The 26,430-nt window shown below is 41.5% G+C and carries 27 protein-coding genes; 19 read left to right on the top strand and 8 right to left on the bottom strand.

The window, feature by feature from the left end:
• The first annotated feature begins 58 nt into the window (after positions 1-58).
• From JU57_RS05925 to JU57_RS05910, 4 genes are read left to right on the top strand one after another with little or no spacing between them, the layout of a single operon-like run.
• Positions 59-1,228 carry a hypothetical protein gene (locus JU57_RS05925; RefSeq protein ID WP_037958251.1) on the top strand — a complete coding sequence of 390 codons (1,170 nt, stop codon included), beginning with the start codon at positions 59-61 and terminating at the stop codon, positions 1,226-1,228.
• Positions 1,225-1,623, top strand: a complete 399-nt coding sequence (locus JU57_RS05920) for a sel1 repeat family protein (protein ID WP_037958248.1) — start codon at positions 1,225-1,227, stop codon at positions 1,621-1,623. The genes JU57_RS05925 and JU57_RS05920 overlap by 4 nt, the downstream gene beginning before the upstream one ends.
• Positions 1,624-1,638: 15 nt before the next feature.
• Positions 1,639-4,833, top strand: coding sequence for an ATP-binding protein (locus tag JU57_RS05915; RefSeq protein ID WP_051906656.1), 3,195 nt, complete (start codon positions 1,639-1,641; stop codon positions 4,831-4,833).
• A 12-nt stretch (positions 4,834-4,845) separates the two neighbouring features.
• Positions 4,846-5,226 (top strand): response regulator, encoded by a 381-nt coding sequence (locus JU57_RS05910; RefSeq protein ID WP_037958245.1) that lies wholly within the window; start codon positions 4,846-4,848, stop codon positions 5,224-5,226.
• Here JU57_RS05910 and hisG read toward each other — a convergent pair whose 3' ends face one another.
• The 5 genes from hisG to JU57_RS05885 all read right to left on the bottom strand — a co-directional run bounded on the left by hisG (position 5,227) and on the right by JU57_RS05885 (position 8,515).
• Positions 5,227-5,847 carry an ATP phosphoribosyltransferase gene (gene hisG, locus JU57_RS05905; RefSeq protein ID WP_037958243.1) on the bottom strand — a complete coding sequence of 207 codons (621 nt, stop codon included), beginning with the start codon at positions 5,845-5,847 and terminating at the stop codon, positions 5,227-5,229.
• A gap of 112 nt (positions 5,848-5,959) precedes the next feature.
• Positions 5,960-6,583, bottom strand: coding sequence for a type III pantothenate kinase (locus JU57_RS05900; RefSeq protein WP_037958240.1), 624 nt, complete (start codon positions 6,581-6,583; stop codon positions 5,960-5,962).
• Positions 6,570-6,893, bottom strand: coding sequence for a hypothetical protein (locus tag JU57_RS05895; protein WP_294876193.1), 324 nt, complete (start codon positions 6,891-6,893; stop codon positions 6,570-6,572). The genes JU57_RS05900 and JU57_RS05895 overlap by 14 nt, the downstream gene beginning before the upstream one ends.
• Before the next feature lie 30 nt (positions 6,894-6,923).
• Positions 6,924-7,934, bottom strand: a complete 1,011-nt coding sequence (locus tag JU57_RS05890; protein WP_037958238.1) for a PQQ-binding-like beta-propeller repeat protein — start codon at positions 7,932-7,934, stop codon at positions 6,924-6,926.
• Entirely contained in the window at positions 7,934-8,515 is a 582-nt protein-coding gene (locus tag JU57_RS05885; protein ID WP_037958235.1) for a hypothetical protein, read from the bottom strand. The genes JU57_RS05890 and JU57_RS05885 overlap by 1 nt, the downstream gene beginning before the upstream one ends.
• Before the next feature lie 144 nt (positions 8,516-8,659).
• Here JU57_RS05885 and gatC point away from each other — a divergent pair, with 144 nt between their 5' ends.
• The 15 genes from gatC to JU57_RS13715 all read left to right on the top strand — a co-directional run bounded on the left by gatC (position 8,660) and on the right by JU57_RS13715 (position 23,772).
• Positions 8,660-8,950, top strand: a complete 291-nt coding sequence (gatC, locus tag JU57_RS05880) for an Asp-tRNA(Asn)/Glu-tRNA(Gln) amidotransferase subunit GatC (protein WP_037958233.1) — start codon at positions 8,660-8,662, stop codon at positions 8,948-8,950.
• Between the two features lie 22 nt (positions 8,951-8,972).
• Positions 8,973-10,040, top strand: a complete 1,068-nt coding sequence (locus tag JU57_RS05875; protein ID WP_037958231.1) for a PilT/PilU family type 4a pilus ATPase — start codon at positions 8,973-8,975, stop codon at positions 10,038-10,040.
• A gap of 87 nt (positions 10,041-10,127) precedes the next feature.
• Positions 10,128-11,075, top strand: a complete 948-nt coding sequence (locus JU57_RS05870) for a GGDEF domain-containing protein (RefSeq protein ID WP_037958444.1) — start codon at positions 10,128-10,130, stop codon at positions 11,073-11,075.
• Positions 11,075-11,614 (top strand): CvpA family protein, encoded by a 540-nt coding sequence (locus JU57_RS05865; RefSeq protein WP_037958229.1) that lies wholly within the window; start codon positions 11,075-11,077, stop codon positions 11,612-11,614. The genes JU57_RS05870 and JU57_RS05865 overlap by 1 nt, the downstream gene beginning before the upstream one ends.
• 13 nt (positions 11,615-11,627) lie before the next feature.
• The gene (locus tag JU57_RS05860) at positions 11,628-12,092 is read left to right on the top strand and encodes a Fur family transcriptional regulator (RefSeq protein WP_037958227.1); all 465 of its coding nucleotides are present in this window, start codon (positions 11,628-11,630) and stop codon (positions 12,090-12,092) included.
• A 22-nt stretch (positions 12,093-12,114) separates the two neighbouring features.
• Positions 12,115-13,635: a lysine--tRNA ligase gene (gene lysS, locus JU57_RS05855; protein WP_037958225.1), complete on the top strand. Its 1,521-nt coding sequence runs from the start codon at positions 12,115-12,117 to the stop codon at positions 13,633-13,635.
• Positions 13,636-13,637: 2 nt separating this feature from the next.
• Complete coding sequence (locus tag JU57_RS05850; protein WP_037958223.1) at positions 13,638-14,885, top strand: serine hydroxymethyltransferase; 1,248 nt, start codon at positions 13,638-13,640, stop codon at positions 14,883-14,885.
• Positions 14,886-14,893: 8 nt separating this feature from the next.
• The gene (locus JU57_RS05845) at positions 14,894-15,436 is read left to right on the top strand and encodes a DUF1882 domain-containing protein (protein ID WP_037958221.1); all 543 of its coding nucleotides are present in this window, start codon (positions 14,894-14,896) and stop codon (positions 15,434-15,436) included.
• 26 nt (positions 15,437-15,462) lie between these two features.
• A complete protein-coding gene (locus tag JU57_RS05840; RefSeq protein WP_037958218.1) occupies positions 15,463-16,188 on the top strand; it encodes an SPOR domain-containing protein in 726 nt (241 codons plus the stop codon).
• A gap of 1 nt (position 16,189) precedes the next feature.
• A complete protein-coding gene (locus JU57_RS05835) occupies positions 16,190-17,602 on the top strand; it encodes an anthranilate synthase component I family protein (RefSeq protein ID WP_037958217.1) in 1,413 nt (470 codons plus the stop codon).
• A gap of 7 nt (positions 17,603-17,609) precedes the next feature.
• Positions 17,610-18,401: a shikimate dehydrogenase gene (locus JU57_RS05830; protein ID WP_037958215.1), complete on the top strand. Its 792-nt coding sequence runs from the start codon at positions 17,610-17,612 to the stop codon at positions 18,399-18,401.
• 20 nt (positions 18,402-18,421) lie between these two features.
• Positions 18,422-20,062 (top strand): fatty acid--CoA ligase, encoded by a 1,641-nt coding sequence (locus JU57_RS05825; RefSeq protein ID WP_037958213.1) that lies wholly within the window; start codon positions 18,422-18,424, stop codon positions 20,060-20,062.
• 196 nt (positions 20,063-20,258) lie between these two features.
• Positions 20,259-21,569: a HAMP domain-containing protein gene (locus JU57_RS05820; protein WP_294876176.1), complete on the top strand. Its 1,311-nt coding sequence runs from the start codon at positions 20,259-20,261 to the stop codon at positions 21,567-21,569.
• 9 nt (positions 21,570-21,578) lie between these two features.
• The gene (locus tag JU57_RS05815) at positions 21,579-21,806 is read left to right on the top strand and encodes a hypothetical protein (protein WP_037958209.1); all 228 of its coding nucleotides are present in this window, start codon (positions 21,579-21,581) and stop codon (positions 21,804-21,806) included.
• 145 nt (positions 21,807-21,951) lie between these two features.
• Positions 21,952-23,772 carry a sensor domain-containing diguanylate cyclase gene (locus tag JU57_RS13715; protein ID WP_051906653.1) on the top strand — a complete coding sequence of 607 codons (1,821 nt, stop codon included), beginning with the start codon at positions 21,952-21,954 and terminating at the stop codon, positions 23,770-23,772.
• Positions 23,773-23,775: 3 nt separating this feature from the next.
• Here the strand turns inward: JU57_RS13715 and recR are convergent, their stop codons facing one another.
• Genes recR through JU57_RS05795 form a run of 3 tightly spaced genes read right to left on the bottom strand, consistent with a single transcriptional unit; the run spans position 23,776 to position 26,257 of the window.
• Positions 23,776-24,345 carry a recombination mediator RecR gene (recR, locus tag JU57_RS05805; RefSeq protein ID WP_037958207.1) on the bottom strand — a complete coding sequence of 190 codons (570 nt, stop codon included), beginning with the start codon at positions 24,343-24,345 and terminating at the stop codon, positions 23,776-23,778.
• Positions 24,342-25,589, bottom strand: a complete 1,248-nt coding sequence (locus JU57_RS05800) for an ArsS family sensor histidine kinase (protein WP_294876171.1) — start codon at positions 25,587-25,589, stop codon at positions 24,342-24,344. Before JU57_RS05800 ends, recR begins: the two co-directional genes overlap by 4 nt.
• The gene (locus JU57_RS05795; RefSeq protein ID WP_037958205.1) at positions 25,586-26,257 is read right to left on the bottom strand and encodes a response regulator transcription factor; all 672 of its coding nucleotides are present in this window, start codon (positions 26,255-26,257) and stop codon (positions 25,586-25,588) included. Before JU57_RS05795 ends, JU57_RS05800 begins: the two co-directional genes overlap by 4 nt.
• Between the last annotated feature and the right edge of the window lie 173 nt (positions 26,258-26,430).

Below are 26,430 nucleotides of genomic sequence, written 5' to 3'. Positions count from 1 at the left end.
AGTTTTAAGTATAAGTGAGTTAAAATTGACTTTTTAACGTTCATTAAAGGATCGTGATTTGATACTTTACGATAAAAGTGGCCTATTTTTGGGAATGGGGAGCCAAGAGTTGTACCTTTTGGGGTACGAAGACATGGAAGAGTTTCGTAATTATCACAGCGACATTGCCGATCTCTTTGTGAATAAACCAGGCTTCATCTTCAAGTTTAAAAACTTCTGCTGGATCGATTATGCTCAGCACAGTGGCACACCCAATAAACGCGTTCTCATCCGTACCAAAAATGGTAAAGAGATTGAATCTTCTCTTTTGATTAATGAAATCTATCTTCAAAAAGAGCTCAATAACACATCGCTTTTTTACAGTGTAGAGCTTAGCAATGCGCCTTCATTTAAACGTGACCTTCCTATTTCGATGAACACGCCTCAAAGTTTTGATACACCGCTTGAAGAGCCATCCCCTTCTATCATCTCGTATGAAGAGTCCTTCAGCGAAGAAGTACCATCAGCACCCATTAGCTTTGAGACACCGCAACCTTCGATGAAAACGGCTTTTGAAGAGGATTATACCCCTCCGCTTCCGACACCGATGATTGCACTACCTGAGACAGAAGAAGATCAAGATTTTAAGCTCAATACTTCTGCCCCACTTTTGGAAGAGACGTTTGATTTTAAACTCAAATTTGACCATACCATTCTGGATGAACCCAAAGAGGATAACGAGCCAAAAACCGTAGAAGAGACGCCACAAGCGTACCATTCGATTGATCAAATCACGCTACACGATCTTGATTTTGTCGCCCCTCTGGAAGCCTATCCAGAAGATCATGTCGAAGATCTTTTAAGCGATCCAACCTTACATGTAGAGGAGTTGCGGCTCCAAGCAGAGGCTCCTCCTTTCGTGCAAGACGAGAGCTTTGATCTCTCAGAGTGTGCCGAAGCATTAGGGCTTGATATTAGTACATTAGCACAAATTATTGAAGAGTATGTACTGTCCTTGGATACCAGTTTACCACGGCTAAAAGACGCTATCGATGCGAATAATCGCCATCAAGCCAAAGAGGAGATTGCACACCTTAAAAGCATTGCCCTTCATCTTCAAATTCTCTCTTTATTTCACCATTTCGAGCACTTAGAAACCAGTTTAGATTTTGATACCAAAGAGGAGATTTTGCACACACTCCAAGCTCTCCAAAAAGCTGTTTCATACTTTAAGGAGAATGTTCTATGATAAAATTTTTCCTCGTTTTGGCGCTACTACTCTCATCTGCCTTTGCCGACCACTTTCGCGATGCAACCTTAGCGTATAAAGCAGGTCACTATACGCAAGCCAAAGAGCTTTTTGAACTCTCTATCAAAAAAGAAAATGCCATTCAAGGCTACTTTTACTTAGGCAAAATGTATCTGTATGGCGAAGGGATGGAAGCCAATGCTTCGCTTGCAATTCCCTACTTAGAACAAGCGGTGATGAAAGGCAATATCAAGGCAAAATGTTATCTTGCTGAAGCCTATCTCAAGAACAAGATCAAACATGATGATGCCGTTTTACTCCTCAAGCAAGGAGCCAAAGAGAGCGTTACATGTAAAGAGATCGCTGCTACTTACAACATACTTATCAACAGTTAATAAAGGACGCCGACCATGAAATTAACGACACAACATACGTTACGACTTATCAGCCAATACCCATTGATTATCCTCTTTATCTTTTCAAGTTATTTTCTCTTTTTATCGTACAGTCAATTTGATACGACACTCACACTGAAGAATAAGATAGAGAGTACCAAGGTTTTAAGTTCACTCTCCATTGAACTTGCCAAAGAGAGGGGGCTCAGTGCTTCGTACCTTTCCAGCCAAGGAAGCATCGCCAAAGAGGCACTCCAAGAGCAGCGTGCCAGTGTCAATAAATCCATCAAAGAGTTCCATGACTTTTACAAAATCCATGAGGTAACCCCGAACATTAAAAATGTGATTACCTATGTGACTAAAATTGTTGAAATGCGCCAAGCTGTCGATAGTTTTTCCATTGATTTTAATAAAATGTTCTTTGATTACTACAGCCAAATCAACATTCATCTTCTCAAAGAGCTTGAAACCATCGGCACCATTAACACCAATTCCAATATTTCAAACCTTACCTACTCTTTGGTGACGGTCTATAAAAATATTGAATCGCTTGGTCAAGAGCGTGGATTTGTTGCTAAAATCTTGAGCCAATATGTCCCCTTTAGTCCTAAAGACCTCGAAATGTGGATCACAATATTTGGGACATCCAATAGTTTTGATTATACAACGATTAACGATGCTCAAACACGAGCACAAATCGAAAGTCTTTATAAACTTCCCGATAATGTCAAACTGGAAGAGGAGATCACACAAGTTAAAGCGGAACTCATTGCAGCAGCACAAACGGGCGAGTATCTGATTGATCCAACCCTGTGGTTTGGGCTTTTGACAAAAAAAATCGACATCCTTGATAAATCGGCACAGATTATTAAAGTTTCATTAAACGCACAAGAGCACAACTATGACAATCAAAATATAGGACAACTCATTGGCGCAGGTTTTACATGGGTTATCTCCATTGTGCTTATGTTCCTAGGCTTTGGACTCTCAGGACAATTTCGAAAGAACGTCCAAGGTCTTGAAAACATCTTTACCCGCGTTGAAGAACTCGCCGATACCAAAGAGAAGGTTGATTTTAACACAGCAGAGGGCATGAACGTCGCTTACGCCATTATCGATAAAGCAATTGAAAATATTGCCAAAGAGAAACAAAATGCCGAAGAAGCGAGTGCTGCAAAAAGTATTTTCTTGGCGAATATGAGCCATGAAATCAGGACACCACTCAATGGCATTATCGGTTTTACGGAGCTGCTGAGAAACTCTGATTTAGATGAAGAGAAACGTGAATTTGTGGATGTTATTGAGAAAAGTTCTGAAAACCTTTTGGCGATTATCAATAACATTTTGGATCTTTCTAAAGTGGAGAGTAACAAAATTGAGATCGATGAGATTCTCTTCTCCCCTATTGATGAGTTTGAAAATGCCGTTGAAGTGTATGGACCAAAAGCGGCTGAGAAAAATATTCAGCTCTCTTTGTACATTGACCCAAGCTTGCACAATTACCTCAAAGGTGACGCCGTTAAGATTAAAGAGGTATTGATTAACCTTATGAGCAACGCGGTCAAATTTACCCCCAATAATGGCCAAATTACCGTCGAGATCAAACGACTGGATAAAGCGCCGCTGGATAAAGCCCGCGTGCTCTTTAGTGTTCAAGACTCTGGGATTGGCATTCATCACGATAAAATTGAAGGTATTTTTGATGCCTTTAACCAAGCAGATTCAACGATTACGCGCAAATTTGGAGGAACGGGACTTGGTCTTACGATCTCATCGAAGTATATTGCGCTTATGGGAAGTCGCTTGGAAGTGGAGAGTGAAGAAGGCAAAGGGAGTCGCTTCTTCTTTGTACTGGATCTTATTGAATCCACCGCTAGCGGCACGGATTATAAAGATCATTTTAGTGACTTTAACTGTGCCCTGTATGCACCGCTGAACAGTGCTAAAGCGCATACCGAGTTTATGTATGACTACTTTACCTATTTTGGTGCACACGCCAAATACTATACCGATTTTCCGGCACTTAAAAATCTGATCTTTAAAGCAGGAAGCAACATCATCGTTGCCGATTACAACAACCTCACCAAAGAGGAGCTTGAAGAGTATAAAAAGATTAAATTACCGATTATTTTGATCTTCAAATCTTCACAGCAATCCAAATACAACGAATACAATACCAAATACATTACCCCAATTTACGAGCCTATCAATGTCTCAAAACTCGTTAAAGCACTAGAGTCAAAACGTGAATTTTTACCAGCGAAAGAAGAGCATGTTGAGCCACAACCGGTTCAAAAAGCGACCTTTGGTAAAAAATTTAAAGCCAATGTCTTGGTCGCAGAAGATAATGAGATCAACCAAAAACTGATTCGTAGAACCCTCGAAGATTTAGGCTTAAACATCACGATTGTCCCCAATGGTCTTCAAGCCTTGGAGCGCAGGCGCAATGAGACATTTGATATGATCTTTATGGATATTGCGATGCCAGTTATGGATGGTATTGAAGCGACCCATAAGATTTTAGAATACGAAGAGAAAAATCACCTGACCCATACACCCATTGTCGCCATTACGGCCAATGCGCTTAAGGGAGACCGTGAACGTTTTATGAAAGAGGGCTTGGATGAGTACATCACCAAACCGATTAAGAAAGAGAGTATCATCAGTATCCTCAACCTCTTTATGCAAGACAAGATTGATTACTCTGCTCAAGAAAACGTTGCCGAAGTCAAACCTTCCCCAAAAGAGAAACCCATCGAGCCTGTAGCACCACTGCAAGATGACGTTGTCGTTGCCCCAAGCGCGCCTGAGCTATCCATCCGCGAGGAAGAGACTGTGTCACCTCTCGAACTGCTTGATGTTTTAGTCTTGAAAAAAAGTCCCATTGAAACCAAAATTTTCACCAGTGTTTTGAGTAAAATATGTGATCATGTTGAAGCAGCAACCTCGTATAATGAGTTTAAACAAAAAATTGAGTCCAAACAGTGTAAGATTGTCTTGTTCGACAAAGAGATGCTTTTGGATGATGCAGAGACGTTTCTAGCATGGATTCACACCATCACAGAGCAACACCATGCAGGAAAGATCTATACCATTATGTTTATTGATCCTAAAGATAAAATCCAAGATTCCGCTGTTGCCTTTGATGCTATTTTACCAAACCAAATTAGCAAAAAAGAGCTTGAGACCCTGATTCACACGTTTATTTAAAAGGCCACATGTATGGAAAAGCAGTTAAAAATTCTAGCGGTTGATGATGATTTCATTAATCTAAAATTGATTAGTTCTATGTTACGTAAAAATGAGAACGTAGGCATTATCATCGAAGCAACCAATGGACTTGATGCCATTAACCTGTTAAAAACACAAGGCGATATTGACTTAGTGCTTCTTGACATTAAAATGCCTGTCATGGATGGTATTGAGTTTCTCACCAATATCCAATCCATGAGCGAATTTAAAAAGCTTCCTGTCATTGTTTTAACAACGGACGAGACGCGAAAACATGAAGCGTTTGATCATGGGGCGTTTGATTTTCTAGTCAAGCCGATTCGTGAGCATGACTTAAGCAGTAAAATCGCTAAGGTTGCTGATCTTTATTGATCAGCGACTTTGGTGAATCACCTCATGAATATGGTGATACAACGATGTAATTTCCTCTTTTTTCTCAATAAAACTGTTTTTATTCGCGATCAAATACGCCGATGAATCTAAAATAGTTTCAACCACTTTAAGCCCATTTTGCTTCATCGTGCTCCCCGTTTCGACAATATCCACGATCACATCTGAAAGCCCAACGAGTGGCGCTAATTCAATCGAACCATAGAGTTTAATAATATTGACTGGCATCGCTTTTTTTGAAAAATACTTTTGCGTAATATTGGTCATTTTGGTAGCGACTTTAAGCTCTGGAGCACTGTAATCGATCTCTTTACCCTCTTGGATGCCCACACAGACTTTGCATTTACCAATACCAAGATCAAGCAGTCGCAAAAGATCTTCATCTTTCTCTTCTAACACATCTAAACCCACGACACCAATATCTGCTGATTGGTGCAAAACATACGCAGGTACATCTTGATTTCGTACCAATAAAAATCGAAAACCATCGGCTTCTAAGATTAGTTTACGATCGTCAAAGCGAAACGCCGTTCCAAAGATTTTTTCAAAAATTTCCAATGTCTCTTCTGCAATTCTACCCTTTGGCAATGCCACTGTTAACATTTTCTTCCTTTTAGTATTTTGATCACGGGGTTTAGGCAAAGCCTAAACCCCTACGCTTGGCCGCTGTGACACTAAAGCTTGACTCCAACGAGTCAGAAAGCTTCTAAGAAGTCTATTCTAATTGTGCTTCTTTAATGGTTTTGAGCATTCCTCTAAAAATGAGCGTTCGATCAAAGACCGCATTGCTGAAAAATTTAGAGAAAAATTTACCATCTCCACCCAAAAAGAAGATGCGTTTATCTTTACATGTAACTTCTAAAAGCATCATAATCGACTTAATCACGCCATAGGAGATCGCATCGTTTGTTTTTTGAGGTAGGGCATCCAAAGCGATGCTTGGATTAATCGGTAAACTAAGACGTGGCGAAATCGAGGCATAACACTTCTCATACGCGCCAAGACCCGGAAGAATAAAACCACCCAAGTGCATTCCTCCTGACATAATGTCAACCGTAATGGCGCTGCCTGCATCCACAATCATCCCATCTTCAATCGTACAACATGCCGCAATACGATCAATCCCCATTCCTTGGTAAATCGTGTCAAACTCAAAATAAGGCTCCAAATCAATAAAATGATTTCGCCCTTGCAACCAACTTTTGAGGGCATCGTTCACACAAATATAGTAGACACGCTCTTTGGCTGAAAACTCTTTAAACTGTTTATGAGACATGCTCCACACTTTACCATCTTGGTAAAAATCAGCATTGGAATTTCCAATATCACATAAAATCATTATAAACCTTCCAACCATTGTCTTGAAGTATGAGGGCTGCTTTGGAGCACAAAGGCGCATTAAGAAGCAGGTGTTTATACTTATAGGTATGCTTTACATGTAACTCTAAATTGTGACATAGTTCAACAATTTCATCCACATGTTTGCGTAAAAATCGGCTCTTTTGTTCCATACGAAAGATAAGATGGTAAAACGATTTTGGATCTACCCCACTAAAGATAGCGAGCTTTTTGCGCGTATGAAGTATTTTTGGATCCACCACTTCCAGAGATGTAAAGACGACCTGCTTGCAACAAATGCGCTCTAACATCTCTTTCATGATGGTAACACAACCCAATGCCTATTTTTTACGATTGAGTTTGAAGAAATGATCTTTATAGTAAAGCGCATCACCTGTTGTAAAGATGTGGCTCTCAATTTCATCGGGAAGTTTATACACGTTGGTAGAGACGAGATCCAAATCGGTCGCAATCACATACCCACCTTTTTCGATCATGTAGATAAAATCGCCGTAAATCGTTCCAGCAAAGGTTGCAAAGGGAAATTTACGCTCTTTAATCACTCTAAGATCCGCATCGGCTAAAATGACACGTCCATCTTTCGTGAAGACAAAAATGCGATTTTCAAGTACGATCACATCTTTGACCTCTTTTTCAAGGAAACTGATCGATTTTGGGCTAATGGAAACCACTTTGCTCTTCGTCGCTGCCACCAAACGATCGCCTAAGACTTGAAGGTAGATGATGTTACCAAAGAACTTTTCATTGCTGACCACAACATCACGAATCGGTTTTTTGCTTTGCGCATCCACAATCACAAGCTTACCATCCAAGGTTGGGAAAACGATTAAGTCGCCCAAGAAATACGGTGCCGCAATACGAGAATCAAGCACATAAACGTTATCTTGCTTAAGGTGCATCATCTCTTTGCCATCGTTAATGTCAATCAAGATAAGCTCATTAGAGCCTAAAACAAGTGCTAAGATATTGGCTTTTAGCGAAGCAGAAGCGACAGAGACGCTACAGTCTTTAGTGAAAAGCACTTTTTTAGACGCGTCAATGACTTGCAAAGCACCGCATTTGGATGCAGCAACATAGCGCCCTTGATCTTCACCAAGGTAGACAAAACCTTCAGGTAAAAGAACATTTGAGAGTCCTTTTTTGGTGATAACTTGACCATTAGAGAGTGTAGCACCATCGCGTACCGCGTCCACAATGGAACCAGGCAATGAGCCATCATAACTTACTTTACCCGCAAGCGCCTCTGGTTCAAAATATTGACGTTTTGTGCCACAGCCGCTGACAACCAATAGTAAAGCTAAAAGTGAAAAAACAATTTTTGCGTATCTCATTAGTTTAAACCTTGATAGTGTTCTAGATTTTTTGCAATCTGTTTAAGTGGAGAACTTGCATCGATTTGAGCAAATTTCAACCTCGCCTCTTCTACTTTCTTCTCTTTGAGCAATTCATACCCCTCTTGGAGAGCCACCATTCCCGAAAGCAATTCACCTTTAGCCGTGGCATTTGCATCAAGCTGTGAAAGCTGATACGCTGCTAAATCCGCTAAAATAGGATCTTCTTTTGAAAGGGAGACGCTTTTGAGCACTTCCGCATCACCTTTTGCCAGTGCTGACTCAAAGAGATACATCGTGTACAGTTTTGGATTTTTTGCTTTGAGGGTTTCTAGCGCAGAGACATTACTTGCATCCATCAAAAGTGCTTGATACGCAACATTGGAAGCTTTTAAACGTTGTTGAACCATAACATCATTGATAGCGTAGCCACCAGCGCCTAGCACTAAAAGCACCAGTGCAGAGATGATATATGTTTTATTACGTTTAAAGAAACGCTCACCTTTGATCATGCCCTCTAAGAACTGCTCTTCCGTGCTTATCTCTTCTTTGACCGCTTTAATATTCTCTTGAAGTCCCAAACACTATCCTTATAGAAGCGATTTTTTTAAAAATATGCCAAAGTTTATCACAAGAAATATAAAAAGCCACTAATGCCATTTCAGTCTTAGCCAAAAGAGAATTTGCTATAATCAGCTTTTAAACCAACTGAAGGATTTTAGCCAATGCACATTGATGACACACTCTTGCAAAAACTTGAAAAACTCTCTTCTTTGAAAATAAGCAATGAGAAACGTGAAGGTGTGATTAACCAGCTGAGTGAAATTGTCGCTTTTGTTGAAAACCTGAATGAACTGAACCTTGAATCAGAAGAGGCGACCTTTACAACCCTCGCAGGGGGCACACCGTTTCGTGACGATATTCCCACTGTCAATCCAGCCATTATTAAAATTATTTTAAACCATGCCCCACAGAGTGAAAGTGGCTTTTTTGTCGTTCCAAAAATCATCGAATAAGCCCATTTAAGGAGAAAACCGTATGAGTTCACTTAATATTAAAGCATTATTAAAAAATGTGGTCGCCTATAAAGCGTCCGATCTACACCTTGTAGGTCGTAGTGAACCTCAGATTAGAATTGATGGTAAACTGGTTCCTCTCGATATGGAACACCTCAGTGGCACGGTGATTGAAGAACTCTGTTATACCCTGATTACCGATAAACAAAAAAAGAAACTGGAAGAAGAGAAAGAGCTCGATTTTGCAATCATGTTTCCTGACATTGGTCGTTTTCGCGCGAACTACTATTACACGATCAACGGTGATTTAGCCGCCGCATTTAGGATTATTCCTATTGAAATTCCTTCTTTGGATGATCTTAATGCTCCTATCGTGTTTAAAGAGCTGATTAAACGCGAAAAAGGGCTTATCTTAGTCACAGGGCCTACGGGAAGCGGTAAATCAACCACCTTAGCAGCCCTGTTAAATGAAATTAACCTTTTTGAACATCGCCATATTATTACTATTGAAGATCCCGTGGAGTTTATTCATAGCAACAAAAAGTGCCTCTTTTCGCACCGCAATGTGGGTGAAGATACCAAAAGTTTTGCAAAGGCGCTCAAATTTTCACTTCGCCAAGATCCAGACATTATCCTTGTGGGTGAGATGCGAGATCAAGAGACCATTAGTACAGCTATTACCGCAGCTGAGACAGGTCACTTGGTTTTAGGAACCTTACACACCAACTCTGCTGTTCAAACGATCAATAGAATTGTTGACAGTTTTGATGGCCCTGAACAGGTACAAGTACGCAATATGCTAGCAACGTCGCTGTACGCTATTATTTCGCAAAGCCTCTTGCCAAAAGTCGGTGGAGGAAGGGTTGCCATTCATGAAATCATGATTAACAATGCGGCAATTGCAAACCTTATTCGTGAAAATAAGATTCATCAAATTTACTCACAAATGCAACTCAATCAGCAAAAAACAGGTATGGTCACCCAAACCCAAGCCATGATGAAACATCTCAAAGCAAACCTGATTACCAAAGAGGATGCCATTCGTTACTCGACACAACCGCAGGAGCTCTTAAACAATATGGGCATCTAACGCAAAGGTTTTACTAATATTACAGCTAATTCAGGCTATACTAAAGCACTAAAATTTAAAATAATGGGTAAAAAGGCACCTATGGACATGAACAATGGCAATCATATCGCAGAGATGGTTTTTCAACTGGCCGATGAGACATTTGCAAAGCTCAAAGATTTAAATATTCCCCCCTATCCCAAATATTATCACGATACCTTTGTCGAGACGATGCAAACAAACGGCGATGCCGAAATTTTAGACCTTTCAAAAAAACACAGTTATCTTTTTTCCAATGCAGGGCAGGAAGAACTTTTAAGTGAAAACTGCTTTGGATTAATGAAAAAAGGGCTTGAAGAGTTTGTCAAAACCAATGACAATCTTAGATTCATCTCCGATGAGACCGCCATTAATATTGATAACATTAAACGAGACTATGAAAGTGTGGATACCCACCAAATTCTTCAAGCATTTGACCATTTCCAAGATAAAATTTTCCACGAGTTGCAAGCAGCCGATGAAACCATCGCAAAGCTCAAATTGGAAGTGGAACGATTGGAGCGTGAATCCAACATCGACCCTCTGACCAAAGCACATAACCGCAGAGTCTTGGTGAAAGACTTAGAAGAGGTGCTCAGTTTTGGAAAAGAGAAAGATATGGACATGCACCTTGTCATGTTTGATGCCGATGATTTTAAACAGATCAACGACTCTTTTGGACATATTGCAGGGGATAAAACACTGATCTTTTTATCCAAACTGATTCAAAACTCGCTTCGTCGTGGAACACGCATCTACCGTTACGGAGGAGAAGAGTTTGTGGTGATTCTTAACCGCACCTCTTTCGAAGAGGCGACCAAAATTGTTGATCGCATTATTAAAGAGACGAGTGATAGTAAATTACTCTACAAAAACCACGACATTCATTTGACACTCAGTGCAGGTATCTGCTCTCATAGACACACCATGAGTGCGGATGATCTTTTAGATAAAGCAGACAAAGCACTGAATGAAGCCAAACGAAGTGGCAAAAATTGTTTTAGGAGCACCTATTAATGGCGAATTTTTCCATGTTTGACATTATCTCATTGGCTTTAGTGCTTATTTTAGGTATTAAAGGTATTATTAATGGCTTTGTCAAAGAAGTTTTTGGTCTTTTAGGCATTATTGGAGGTATCTATTTCGCCTCACGTTATGCACCTGTTGCTGGTCACATGATTAATGATCATCTTTTTGTTTTTGGAAACCAAGCCTCTTTGTATCTTTTTGGTTTTATTGCAGTTTTAATTGTTGTATGGATTACGTGTATCTTTTTGGGCTACCTTATCGCGCAAGCATTGAGCCTTAGTGGACTTGGTATGATCGATAAATTAGCAGGTTTTGCGGTGGGAAGCATGAAAATCTTTTTGGTCTTCTCAGTGCTTGCTGTGACACTCAGTAACATTGAATTTGTCAAATCCAAAATGGAGCCTTATGTTACTCAAAGTAGTATGTATCCTCTCTTTTTGGAGATGGGCAATTATATTGTAAAATTAGATACCAATACGATGTTTGAAAGCCTTCAGCCTAAAGTCGATAATTCAACAAATCCTTAAGAAAGGTTACACAATGAGTGCATTTGAAAATCTTGAATACAGCTCTTTACTCGCCAACTTTAAAGAGCTCTTGAAAAACAATAGTTTAAAATTTACCAAACAACGCGAAGTTGTTTTAAAAACCTTGTACGAGCGAAATGAGCATTTTACCCCTGAGGATCTCTATATTTTTCTTAAAAGCACGTACCCAGAACTGAACATTGGGATCGCTACGGTGTATCGCACTTTGAACCTTTTGGAAGAGTCCCTCATGGTCACGTCCATCTCTTTTGGCGTGGCAGGTAAAAAATTTGAGCTTGCCAACAAACCCCATCATGATCATATGATTTGCAAAACATGCGGGCTTATCATCGAATTTCAAAACGATAAAATCGAACAACTTCAACTAGAGATCGCGAAAGCGAATCACTTTCACATCACCAGCCATTTGATGCAACTACGTGGTCTTTGCGAAAAATGTGCTAAAGAAAAAAGCTAATATTTAGAAAAGAGGAAGCAATTTGTTATTTCAGGACCAATACCAACAACAACGTATCGAGAAGGGAAAAGCGCTCCAAGTTCTTGGTCACAACCCTTACAGGCACAATATTATCAAAGACACCAGTACCAAAGAGTTTTTAGAGTGTTATGAATATGTGATTGAGAGTGAACTCAAACGTGATGAGAACAAGAACAATACCGTTGTAGGACGTATTAAATTTTTACGCCATATGGGAAAAGCCGCGTTTGCAAAAATCGAAGATGAACAAGGGCTGCTTCAAATCTATTTTAGCCGTGAGTCGATCGGTGAAGCATGGTTTGATGAAGCCAAAAAACTCGTTGAAGTGGGTGACATCATCAGTGTGACGGGCTTTCCATTTGTCACCAAAACGGGTGAACTCTCTTTACATGTAAACACACTTGAAGTCGCTACCAAGTCCATTGTACCGCTTCCTGAGAAGTTTCATGGTCTCCAAGATAAAGAGCTCAGATACCGTAAACGTTATCTCGATATGATTATGAACGCGGATGTGCGCAAAACCTTTAAAATCAGAAGTAAAATTGTCAGCGAGATTCGTCATTTCTTTGAAGAGAGAGACTTCTTGGAGGTTGAAACTCCTATGATGCACCCCATTGCAGGAGGGGCTAATGCGAAGCCTTTTATCACCCATCATAATGCGCTTGGTGTTGATCGTTACCTTCGCATTGCACCCGAACTTTACCTTAAACGTCTTGTAGTAGGAGGTTTTGAAGCGGTTTTTGAGATCAATCGTAATTTTAGAAACGAAGGGATGGATCAAACCCATAACCCTGAATTTACGATGATTGAATTTTACTGGGCGTACCATAACTACCATGATTTAATGCGTCTGACTGAAGAGATGTTTGATGTGCTCCTCAAAAAACTCAAACTCCCTCGTAAACTCCCTTATGGTGATTTCGAAATCGATTTTTCAAAACCATTCCGTAAAATTGGCTTTAGAGCAGCGCTTGCAGAAATCGGTGATATTCCTGATCAAATTTTGGATGATCGTGCTCAAATTGTGACCTATATTACCAATAAAGGGTTTACAGTTGAAAAAAACCTAAGCCTTGGTAAACTCTACGAAGAACTTTTTGACCTTTTTGTGGAAGAAAAACTGATTGATCCAACGTTCATCATGGATTATCCGATTGAAATTAGCCCCCTCGCACGTCGCAGTGAAATTGATCCAAACATTGCAGAGCGCTTTGAGCTCTTCATTGCTGGGCGAGAGATCGCCAATGGATTTAACGAACTGAACGATCCTTTGGATCAATACGAACGATTTGCAAAACAGTTGCAGGCTAAAAATGCCGGTGATGATGAAGCCCATGAGATGGATGAAGATTATGTCTACGCTCTAGGGTATGGCTTACCGCCAACCGCAGGACAAGGGTTAGGAATTGATCGTTTGACGATGTTACTCACCAATGAGATGTCGATTAAAGATGTCATTTTGTTCCCTGCCATGAAACCCCTTGGTGAGAGCGATGATTTAACACAAAAAGATGAGGAATAAAAATGAGTATTTTAAAAACTGTTGACCCTGTTGTTTATGACTTGACCGTAAAAGAGTTGCACCGCCAATGCGATCACCTTGAGATGATTGCCAGCGAAAACTTCACCTATCCTGCTGTTATGGAAGCGATGGGCAGTGTTTTTACGAACAAATATGCGGAAGGTTATCCTGCAAAACGCTACTACGGTGGTTGTGAATTTGCCGATGCGGTAGAACAACTGGCGATTGATCGCGTGTGTCAGCTTTTTGGATGTACCTATGCCAATGTTCAACCAAACTCGGGTAGTCAAGCCAACCAAGGTGTCTACCAAGCGCTTCTTACGCCCTATGATAAAATTTTAGGTATGGATCTAAGCCACGGTGGTCACTTAACACACGGTGCAAAAGTGAGCAGTTCAGGTAAAACGTATTCGAGTTTCTTTTACGGCGTAGAGCTGGATGGTCGCATCAATTATGATAAAGTGAGAGAAATCGCGCACATTGTCAAACCTAAAATGATCGTTTGTGGTGCCAGTGCGTACCCACGCGAGATTGATTTTGCTAAATTTAGAGAGATTGCCGATGAAGTCGGTGCGTATCTTTTTGCCGACATCGCGCACATTGCAGGTCTTGTAGCAGCAGGTGAGCATCCAAGTCCATTCCCACACTGCCATATTGTAACTTCAACAACGCACAAAACACTTCGTGGACCTCGTGGTGGCATCATTCTTACTAACGATGAAGAGATCGCTAAGAAAGTCAATAGCGCGATCTTCCCAGGTATTCAAGGTGGTCCCTTGGTGCATGTGATTGCGGCTAAAGCGGTTGGGTTTGCTGAAAACCTTAAGCCAGAGTGGACAGTGTATGCCAAACAAGTTCGTGCCAATGCCAAAGTTTTGGCAGACGTGCTCATTAAACGTGGCTATGACATCGTGAGTGGCGGTACCGATAACCATTTGGTACTTGTTTCATTTTTGAACAAAGAATTTAGCGGTAAAGAGGCTGATTTGGCATTGGGACGTGCTGGCATTACGGTCAATAAAAACACCGTTCCTGGCGAAACCAGAAGCCCGTTTGTCACCAGCGGTGTTCGCATCGGTTCACCTGCTTTAACCGCGCGTGGTATGAAAGAGAAAGAGTTTGAAATCATCGCCAATAAAATTGCCGATGTGCTGGATAATATCAACGATGAAGCGTTACATGTAAAGATTAAAGATGAGATGAAAGCGCTTGCAAGCAACTTTATTATTTACGACAGACCAACCTACTAAGGGAAATTATGTACAATATTGACGTCTCTCTTATCAAAATGATTACCGATCACTATTGGATCAAACGTGACAACATTGTCCAAAAGATCGATTTTGGAGGGAGAGTCTTTTTTGATAAATACGAGCGTATTAATCAGCCTCTGAACAACAGTATCATCAAAGATCATCTTGATGGCAAAATTACGGTTGCGCACTCGCTGATTAACCGCTTTGACAAAGTCGAAAACATCGTTTTTGACTATAACGGAAGAAACACCGAGCGATTTTGGCATAGGGCACAACTTTTGCTTAGAGAAGAGGGATTCATCAATTTTACGGCGTATAAAAGTAAAACGGAAGATCATCTACATCTGTATGTTCATAAAGGCCATACTACCTTGCAAGAGGGGTATCAGATCGCTAAAATGCTCTCAGCCAAACTCTCCCAAAAGCTTCCGCGCGAGTGGAGAATGTTCCCAACACAGGAGCTTCCAAAAGAGTTTAACATTTTGGCACTGCCTTATGACTTGTACCAAAAAGAGCGAGGCGCTTCTTGGTCGAAGCATATGTAGTGATAACATCATTCTAAGGAGAACCGATGGAAAATAGAAATGAGCTTAGTGATATTGTGTTAGAAAAAGGGGATAATAAGACCCTTAGGATGAAGCGTATCCTTATTTTAGTTGCTTTTTTGATTCTTGTCTTTTTAGTCGCACTCGCAAGCATGAAAGTAGCAAACAAAGACGAAGGCAAAGATACGTCGAAACTTATTTTACCGCCAGAGCCAACCCAAGAGACACAAATTCCTAAAGATGACCAACTCTTTAAGCAAGTGCCAATTATTGAGGAAAACCCTAAAAAAGAGAGTTTTGAAGATATGATCAAAACCCTCAAAGAGAAAGAGGCGCAAAAACAAGAAGAGGCAAAAGAGACCGAGAAAACAGCTACGCCAGCAACAACCCCTTCTGTCAAAGAGACCCTTCCTTCTAAAGTGAAAGAAGAGCCTAAAAAAGAGGCGACAAAAGCACAACCTCTGCTTCGCAGTACCGAAGTGAGCTCTAGCGAAAAAGCACCTACTAGCGGAAGTGCCGATGCAGGAATTTATGTTCAAATAGGCGCTGTTGCGACCACACCTGATGCCAAACAGCTGAACGACATTAAGTCCAAAGGGTTTGAGTACAAACTCTACACGACCGTGGTTAATGGCAATAAAGTGACGAAAATCTTAATTGGACCGTATGCCAAATCAAGCGATGCGGAGAGTGCACTTGTCCTCATTCGCTCCAGTGTCAATAAAAACGCATTTATATACCGGGTGAAATAAGGTGCTAAGCTCTCGTAAAATTCTCTTCGATCAGCTCACCCCAATTACGATCTTTGCAAAATTGCAGGATTATTTTCAAGGTGAGCTCTGCTTTTTGTTTGAAAGTGCCATCAACAACAACGATGGCAACTTTAGTTTTCTCTTTATTGGCGCACGTGAGCGTGTTATTCATCAAAATGATCTGGCGGTACACATCGATGAAGAGGGCATCTCTCACGATTTAGGCGCTAACCCATTTACCTTTTTAAAAAAACGCTACGCAGAACTGGATAAAACACTCTACCAAAACTATGCCAAAGAGCTAGGTGTTGGCTTTGTAGATGGTTTTATCGGTTACATCGGTTATGATGCCGTGAAAATTTTTGAACCACGTTTACGCTCACACATGGATGGACTCAAAGATGAGCTTCACATTCCCGAAATCGACCTGATGCGTCCCAAACTCGTCTGTACCTTTTCGCATAAAACCAATACACTTGTCCTAAGCACATTTGTACCTCACATTGTAGCTCAACTGGATGCCATTGAGGCAACCCTTAAAGAGCCTCATCATCACATTCCGATTCAAACAGCGATTGTCGATAAAAGCAAGAGCTCGTTTGCGCTTTCCAAAGAGCACTTTTTTGAGATGGTGGCACAAGCTAAAGAGATGATTCGCAGTGGGGATGTTTTTCAGATTTTGATGTCGAATCGTTTTACGCAATACGCACAAATTGATCGTCTCAGTTTTTACCGCATTTTGCGTCAGAAAAATCCATCGCCATACATGTTTTACCTCTCCTATCCCACATTTGCGATCATCGGCAGTTCTCCTGAAGTGATGATCGGGCTCAAAGATGGGCGCATAACGCTTCGTCCGATTGCAGGCACACGCAAACGCGGATCGACGTATGAGAAAGATATGGCGTACGAAAAAGAGATGCTCAGTGATGAAAAAGAGCGTGCGGAGCATCTGATGCTGATCGATCTTGGACGCAATGACCTTGGACGCGTGGCAAAAGTGGGCAGTGTGAAAGTGAAAGAGATGATGCGTGTCGAGCGTTATTCTCACGTCATGCACATGGTCAGCGACATCGAAGCAGTGCTCGATGCCAAATACGACATGTTTGATCTTTTTGCAGCCACCTTTACGGCTGGAACGATGACCGGAACGCCTAAGATTCGGGCAATGGAGCTTATTAGCGATTTTGAAGGTTTGAAGCGAAGCTTTTACAGTGGAGCAGCGGGTTATTTTGGATTCGATGGCAATATGGACAGCTGCATTATGATTCGAACCGCTTACCTTGATGAAGAGAAGATCATTTTTCAAGCAGGAGGCGGTATTGTAGCCGATAGCAACCCTGAGCTTGAATACCTCGAAGTGACCAATAAACTAGGTGCCATGACCAGTTCACTTGATGACCTAAAAGCGTAGCATACTCATGTTACTCTTTAGTATTTTTGGCGACCCTGTTACGCATTCGATCTCTCCAAGACTTCATAACACCGTTTTGCAGGCGTTAGAACTCGATGGTTGTTATGTGCGCAAAGCCATTAAAGAGCCTGAAAAATTGCTCTCCGCGTTTCGTGCGATGAATCTTCAAGGGGCAAATGTTACCGTCCCCCATAAAGAGGCAGCGTATGCGCAATGCGACGAAGTGCGAGGGCTTGCCAAAGAGATTGGCGCGGTCAACACGCTGGTCCGTGAAGGAGCGCGCGTCATCGGCTACAACACCGATGCTGAAGGCTTTTACGAAGCGATCAAAAGCTTTGGCATGCTTCGCAATGCCCTGATTTTAGGAGCAGGAGGAACGGCAAAAGCGATTGCGATGATTTTAAAAACACACCACATCGAAACCACCATTCTCAACCGATCCTCCTCTCGACTCTCTTTTTTTGAAGCCAAAGGCTTTACATGTAACACTTGGGAAACCTTTACATGTAAAGCGTATGACCTCATCATCAACACCACCTCAGCAGGACTCAAAGAGGAAGCGTACCCGTGTGACAAAGCGCTCTTAGAGACTCTGTTTCAAGACGCCAAATACGCTTTTGATGTGATTTACAATAAACCAACCCCTTTTTTAGAACTCGCACGAAGCCATCAGCTTACATGTAAAGATGGTAAAGAGATGCTTTTATACCAAGGAGTTCTTGCGTTTAACCTTTTCTTCTCTAACCATTATGACGTTAAAACGATCGAATCGTTGATGCGCCCTGCGTTTGATCTCTAAATTTTACCCAAGGAGAGCGTGTGCAACTTGAAAATACCCTGAAAAATCCTTATGCGCATGAGTATCAACTCTTGATTAAAAACATCCTCAATGCTCCAATTTATTTCGACCCTAAACAAGAGATCGTCTACCGTGGGGAGAAGCGTTTTACCTACGCAACGTTTAAAAAACGTGTGCATAAACTGGCGCATATGCTCAGTGCTCTGGGCGTGAAAAAAGGCGATACGGTCGCGGTGATGGATTATGACTCGCACCGTTATTTGGAGTGCTATTTTGCGATTCCGATGCTAGGAGCCATTTTACACACAATCAATATTCGTCTCAGCCCTGAGCAGATTCTCTACACGATTGACCATGCCGAAGATGATGTGATCTTAGCGCATACCGACTTTTTGCCCATCCTTGAGCAGATCAAAGGAAGGCTGGATGTGGAGCATTTTATTGTTTTATCGGACGATGAAACAATCCCTTCAACCTCTTTACATGTAAACGGTGAATACGAAGCGCTTCTTGCGCAAAGTGCCGATGTTTTCGACTTTCCAGACTTTGATGAGAACACCCGTGCAACAACGTTTTACACCACAGGAACGACAGGTCTTCCCAAAGGTGTCTACTTTACCCATCGCCAACTTCTCCTTCATACTCTAGGCGTTCTCTCCACGCTCGGAACAGCTCCACAACAAGGAAGTTTTCACCAATACGATGTGTATATGCCGATCACACCGATGTTTCATGTCCACGCATGGGGATTGCCTTATGTTGCAACGATGCTTGGGGTTAAGCAAGTCTATCCAGGTCGTTACATTCCTGACCTGCTTTTAGAGCTGATCGAGACAGAAAAAGTCACTTTCTCGCATTGTGTTCCAACAATCATGCACATGCTTTTTAACTCCCCAAAAATTAATGAAGTCAATCTCAAAGGCTGGAAAGTCATCATTGGAGGAGCAGCCCTTCCCAAAGCAATGTGCAAAGAAGCACTCCGAAGAGGGATCGATATGTTCACAGGGTATGGCATGAGTGAAACCTGCCCAATTTTAAGCCTTGCGCAACTTACGCCTGAGATGTTGGAGATGAATGATGACGCGCAAAGCGATATTCGCATCAAAACGGGTCGTCCGATGGGACTTGTGGAGATTCACGTGGTGGATGAGCAGATGAACCAACTTCCAAGGGATAGCATCAGCACAGGAGAAATTGTGGTGCGTTCACCATGGCTGACACAAGGCTATTTTAAAGATCAAAAAAACTCTGAAGTGCTGTGGCACGGTGGGTATTTGCACACGGGCGATATGGCAAACATCGATGAAAAAGGCTACATTAAGATCACCGATCGCGTCAAAGACATCATTAAAGTGGGTGGTGAATGGGTCTCATCACTTGAGCTTGAAGACATCATCAATCAACATCCCTCTGTCAAAGAGGTCGCTGTGATTGGGATTGATGATGAAAAATGGGGAGAGCGACCGCTTGCACTGGTCGTGAAAGATCCCACAAAATCCCTTAGCGATAAAGAGCTGCTGCTGCACACTAAGGAATTTATTCACAAAGGAATTATGGCACGTGAAAGCATGCTCTTGAAAATAAAATGTGTCGAAAGTATCGATAAAACCAGCGTTGGCAAAGTCGATAAAAAAGAACTGCGTCACAAATACAGTGCTTAAAAAGCGGAGGGACGTTTAGATGTAAGCTTCCCTTTGACATACCCAGAGACTTTTTTCCCCTCCTTCACGACACTAATAATATTTTTAAAAAAATTTTGTAAGTTTATCTTATAATACTTTATCGCATTGGAATAGATAGTGCATATACGATATTTTAAAGCTTTTAATGGTCTACATTTTAATCCAAGGCTCTATGATGACCATAAAACTACGGTTAATTCTAGCAGCTATCCTCAGCATGCTCGTCGTGGCACTGGTCATTGGAGTCTCATTTATCACCATCAATGCCGTGCAAATTAAAGGTGAGCTCTACACCAAAATTATTCTCTCCAAAGACCTGCTTGCCGACATTCTCCCTCCGCCTGAGCATATCATCGAAACCCGCTTGATTACATACGCTATGCTCACAAGTGACACCGCACAGATTGCCGAACTTAAAACAAAATTACTCGCGTTAAAGAAAGAGTTTATGAATCGCCAAGCATACTGGTTTGAGAGTGACGTTGAATCATCCATGAAAAAATTGGTGCTTAATGAGGTTAAAAACTCCGCATTAAGCTATTTTGAAATCACCGAAAAAGAGTTTTTACCTGCCATAGATACCCACGATCTTAACAAAGCCCAAGCGCTGGTGCTGGGAAAACTCAAAACAGCATATGACACGCATCGAAACTACGTCGATCAACTGGTGATTCTTGCCAACCAAGAAGCGCAAAAAGATGAGGCACGTGCCGATAGCGCACTTCAGAGAGGATTTATAACGCTTTTGCTCACAGCATTTTTGGGTGTTTTTCTTCTGCTGAGCATTTTAGCATTGACCAGCAGATCCATTCTAAAAAATATCAATCGCCTCAAATCCATTGCCGAATCCCTAGCATCCGAACAAGGTGATCTCTCCAACCGTTTAGCCATTGTGAGTAGCGACGAAATCGCGCAAACATCTCGTAATTTCAACCTTCTTTTTGATAAATTTGAACAGAATGTTCTTCTTGCCAAGGAGGAAGAGAAGAAGATCAAAGAGGCGAATGAACAGATTCATCAACATATGAAGCGATCCCAACTCATGATCTCGCTGACCGATCTGATGAGTGAAGGGGCGATTCATGGAAGCCTTGCCATTCAACCAACCATGCAGACAACCATTGGAACATTGCAATCCATTTTAAAACTGAATGACCAAACATCCATCGTCGTTCAAAATGTTCACCAAAGTACTGCGATCAACATTCTAAAGCAAAATGCCGAAACAATGGTCGAGAGCAGTGAAAGTACGGAAACGTATGTCAAAGCTTCCGTACAGGAGGTCGAATGCTTTAAAGAGAGTTTAGGAGAGCTCACGACCAACGCCAATGCCATTCGTCGTGAAAATCTTCTGATTTCGTATGATATTTTTATTGAACTTGCTAAGCTTGACCATATTATCTTCAAACTCAATGCCTATAATACTCTCTTTAAAAATGATGCAAAAACCACATTTGGAGATCATCATCAATGCCGACTAGGATAATGGTACGAAGTGGGTGATGGCAAAAAAGCCTTTAGTAGTGTGGCAAGTTATCCTCTCTTAGAAGAGCCTCATCACAGTGTCCATGAGAAGGTACGCACCTCTTTGGCGTGCATTGCGCAAGGAAACTGCGTGGAAAAAACGGAAAACATTTTAGAGAATTTTAGAGTGATTGAACTGAAAAGTAAAGAGCTTTTCACCATCCTCGATCAGATGGTCATTGAGGCAAAAAGAGTTTAAAAATCTTATTTTTTACTTATTTATTTTATTAATATATTAAATTTATTTTTTAGATCAAAAACGCTAAAAATCCATTTCATAATTCCAAATTTTATGTTACACTACGCGCTAAACTACCTGTAACATTTTTCAAAGAGAGCGTTGTATGAGCCTTGTTTCTAAACTTATCCAAAGACTATTGCCACCCAGCAGCGCTACACAAATGCTTGCTGAGCAGGAAATTTTCTTTAAGCAAATCTTGGATACCTCCAGTGTTGCCATCTTCTTGATCAACCCTGAAGGGCGCATCATCCAAGCCAATCAACGCATGCAAGAGATGTTTTTATACCCACTCGAAGCACTGCTTGGTAAACAGTATGTTGAGCTCATTCACCCACGAGAGCGAGAACTGAGCAGACAAAAGATGGTAGCACTTCTTGCCAACACAATAGACTCTGTGGATTTAGAGCGCATCTACTACAAAGAAGATGGCAGCATCTTTTGGGGGCGCCTGACATGCAAACCTTTTTACGATGCAAAAGGCAAGCAAATTGGGCTTGTCGGTGTGATCGCCAATATTGATGAGCGCCAATACACTCAGCAATACGAAATCCACCATAAACATATTTTACAGATGATGGCACATATGTCACCACTCTCTTCTATTTTACATGTCATCGTAGGCGATATTGAATCCATTCATCACCGCTGCATTGGGTGTAGCATTCTTCTTTTGGATGAAACCCATCATCAACTCAATCTAGGAGCGACCTCCAATGAGCTACACTATGTAAACACGGCACTGATTCAAGCAGCCCACAGCGATAACCACTTTTTAACCCAACTGCTCGCTTTAGAGCCAAAACCACACCTGTTAAGTGCCTTAGCGCATGAACCTTGGCAGGATGAGAAGATGGCAGCGCATGAGCAAAATCAACACTGCTGGATCAATCCTATTGTCTCTGCATCCAAACAGTTTCTGGGATATTTGATCCTCTGCTCTTTGCACAATAAGCCACTTACACCGCGTGAGATGAAACTGCTTGAAGATGAAGTCCAGTTCATCTCCCTTGCCATTGAGAAGAGTAAGAGTGATGCCAAGCTTCAACTCGCCGCCAATGTCTTTACCCATGCCAGAGAAGGTATTATTATCACCGATCCTTATGGCACTATTATTGAAGCCAATGATGCTTTTGTTCGCATTACAGGCTATCAACGCGATGAAATTATCGGTCGAAACCCTCGCATCTTAAAATCAGGAAGACAAGAGATGCCTTTTTACATTCAGATGTGGCACTGCATTTCTACCTTTGGAAATTGGCAAGGAGAGATTTGGAATCGTCGAAAAGATGGCAGTATTTACGCAGAGATGCTTACAATCAGTGCGATTAAAGACAGCGAAGGGGAAATTCAAAATTTTGTAGCCCTTTTTACGGATATATCCACCATCAAAGAGCATGAAAAAGCGTTAGAACATCTCGCACAACACGATGCACTCACCTCGCTTCCCAACCGTAGTTTACTGCAAGATAGACTTAAACAAGCCATTGCAGAAGCAGAGCGTTACAGCACCTCTTTAGCGGTTTTATACATTGATTTGGATGGCTTTAAAGAAGTTAATGATACCTATGGGCACAGTGTTGGGGATGAACTTCTGATCACGGCTTCCCAACGCATTGCCTCATTGTTGCGCAAAAATGAGACCATTGCACGCCTAGGAGGCGATGAGTTTGTAGCGCTCTTGACCAACTTAGAGGAAGCCAGTGAATGCACCATCATTGTGCAACGCATCCTAGAAGCGATGAATGAAGTCATTGACATTCATGGTATTGAACTTCGTATCTCTGCAAGTATTGGGATTAGCCTCTATCCTCGCGACACACGCCAAGCGGATGAGCTCATCCTTGATGCAGATAAAGCCATGTACGCCGCTAAGCAAGCGGGCAAAAATCGTTACACTTTTTTCAAACCAACCGAAGAGGTGTAGCGTTTAGGTTTTGGTGCGCGATTCTAGCGCTTTAGAGAGGGAGAGCATATCGACATTTTCCAGATGGACGCCTGTGGGAACACCTTGGGCGATCTTGGTAAACTGCAAAGCATGGTTTTTGAGCTTATCTTCGATAAATAAAATCAGTGCGTCATTGACTAAGGAAGGGGTAAGCGCAAAAATCATCTCGGTGATCCCTTCGTGCACGATCCTCTCAAGCTTACTCAGTGTCTGCTCTTCCAAGTCAGAGAGAACAAAATAACGCCCTTCAAAGAGTTTATGCTCTTCAAGCACAAAAATATCTTTCGCACTCTCCACAATGCAGAGCTTTTGAGCATCACGTCTTTCATCAAGGCAAATATCGCAAATTTCATGCTCGCTCAGGGCTCCACAACGCTCGCATTTGCGAATACTTTTAATCGCACTCTCAATTGCATTGGAGAGCTTCATCGCTGAGAACGTGTCATTCAAAACCAAATGGTAAGCAAAGCGAACGGCGGATTTTCGACCAACGGTCGGGAGTTTTTCAAACGCCTCAACCAGTTTATTGAACTTCTCTAACCCTCGCATCATAACGCACACTCTTTGGAAAAATCGATACTAAACGTGTGAAAGCCCTCTTTATAGGCATACAGCACCTCAAACCCGTGCTGTGCCACAATATTTTTAACGATGTAAAGCCCCAAGCCCAGTCCACTTCCGCACGCTTTAGAGCCTGAAACGAAAGGTTGAAAATACTCCTCAATCGCCATTTTAAGTGGCTCTCCTTCATTGGCAATGATCACTTTTTGCCCTTCACTTTTCACGTAAACACGGTGGTTGAGGCTGTGTTTCATCGCGTTGTCCATCAGGTTTTTAAGCGCCAATGCCATCAGATCAAAATCAACCGTGACTTTAAAATCAAAATCGCCCTCCACTTTTACCTGATCTTCCCTCTTTTTCTCATCCAGCATCAGAAGATCAATCGCTTGATCGATTACATGTAAAAGCGAATACTCTTTCAGACTCAAATCGTAACGCTTTGAGGTAATCTGCTCGATTTTTGAAAACTCTGAAATGAGCAGATCCAGCCGTCCAAAAACTCCAATCAAGCGCTTTTTAGCCGTCTCATCCTCTAACATCTCCGCGACGATGCGCCCTTTGCCAATAGGCGTTTTGAGCTCGTGCATAATGGTACGTAAAAAAAGTTGTCGAGAGTTAATGAGATCGTGGATTTTCTTCACGGCTCGATCAAATTCATTGGCAACTTCACCGATCTCATCATTGGATTCACTCTTGCATTCAATCTCAAGATCTCCCGAAGCAAACTTGCGTATTTGAGAGCTGAGTGTTTTCAACGGAGCAATACTTTTAAAAATAGAGATGTACATGTAAAGCAAAATTAGAAGCGCTATCACAAAAACAACCCACAAACTCTCGTTAAAATTTTTATAGTCTTGACTCTCCAAAAGCACGCTTGATTCAAAGTTATCGATGAAAAGATAGTAGCGATCATTGTAGACAATGGAAGAGAAACGACTGATCGGTGAGAGTTTTTGAAAAATAACCACCCCACGCTCTAACACTGAATCGCGAAGGTGTTTGCTGGAGACTTTTTTGAGCCCAAAGTTATTAAAGTACTCTTCAATATCCTGAGGCTGGACATTGTTGCGGTACATCACCAACAGGTAATTGACCGATTGAATTTGGCGCTGTTTCATCGTGTCTAAGTTTTTATCGCTTTGATGCTCCAACAAAAGTGTAAAAAACATCGCCAACAAAAAGAGTGAGAGAAAAAAGATCGCGCTGATCTTGTTCAGAATCGAGTTTTTAATCATCCAACCAGCTTATACCCAATGCCTCGAACCGAGTGGATGTATTCAGGACTCTTCGAGTCATCGCCGATTTTAGCACGTAAACGTCCGATGATGACATCTAAACTCTTAGAACCTTTATCTTTGAGTGATTTGCAGTTGTAGACTAGCTGCTCACGTGAAATCGAAAAACCATTTTGCTTGATCATATACGAGAGAATCTCATACTCCGCAGGTGTAAGGCTTAAGACTTCATTTTTAAACGAAATCTCATGGCGTTTTTCATCGACCAAAAAAACACTGGCACCTTGTTGATCTTCAAGCGTCGAGCTCTTTTTGTAACGGCGAATCAAGCTTTGAATGCGCGCGTACATCTCTTTAGGATCGTACGGTTTTGGCAAATAATCATCCGCCCCAATTTGAAGCCCAATCACTTTGTCGCTAATATCGCTGCGTGCCGAGGAGATAATGATAGGAATATCGTACTTCGCTACGATCTCTTTGCAGACTTCAAGTCCATCCATCCCTGGTAACGTCAGATCTAAAATCAGCAAATCGTACTTTTTAATGCCTGCGGTTAACCCCAAATAAGGGTCTTCATAATTGGTAATTTTGATATTGTATTTCGCGAGGTATTCACTTAAGATTTCAGCAAACTCAGCATCATCTTCTATCATCAAAACATTAATCATTCTATGACCTTAGAACTTTTTTACTATTATACTGAATTTGTCTCACTTTTCTTTAAAAGAGCGCAACGAAGGGGGACGAATAAAGGAAAATCCCTTATTCATCTTTAAAAATAGAGAGATTTAAACGAACAAATCCATAACTCGCCCCAATCAGCAGTGGCCATGTCAATAGC

The organism is Sulfurospirillum sp. SCADC, from assembly GCF_000743525.1.
In the GTDB taxonomy this organism is placed as follows: Bacteria; Campylobacterota; Campylobacteria; order Campylobacterales; family Sulfurospirillaceae; genus Sulfurospirillum.
Note: the sequence above shows the minus strand (reverse complement) of the source record. Positions and strands in the feature narration are given on the sequence as shown.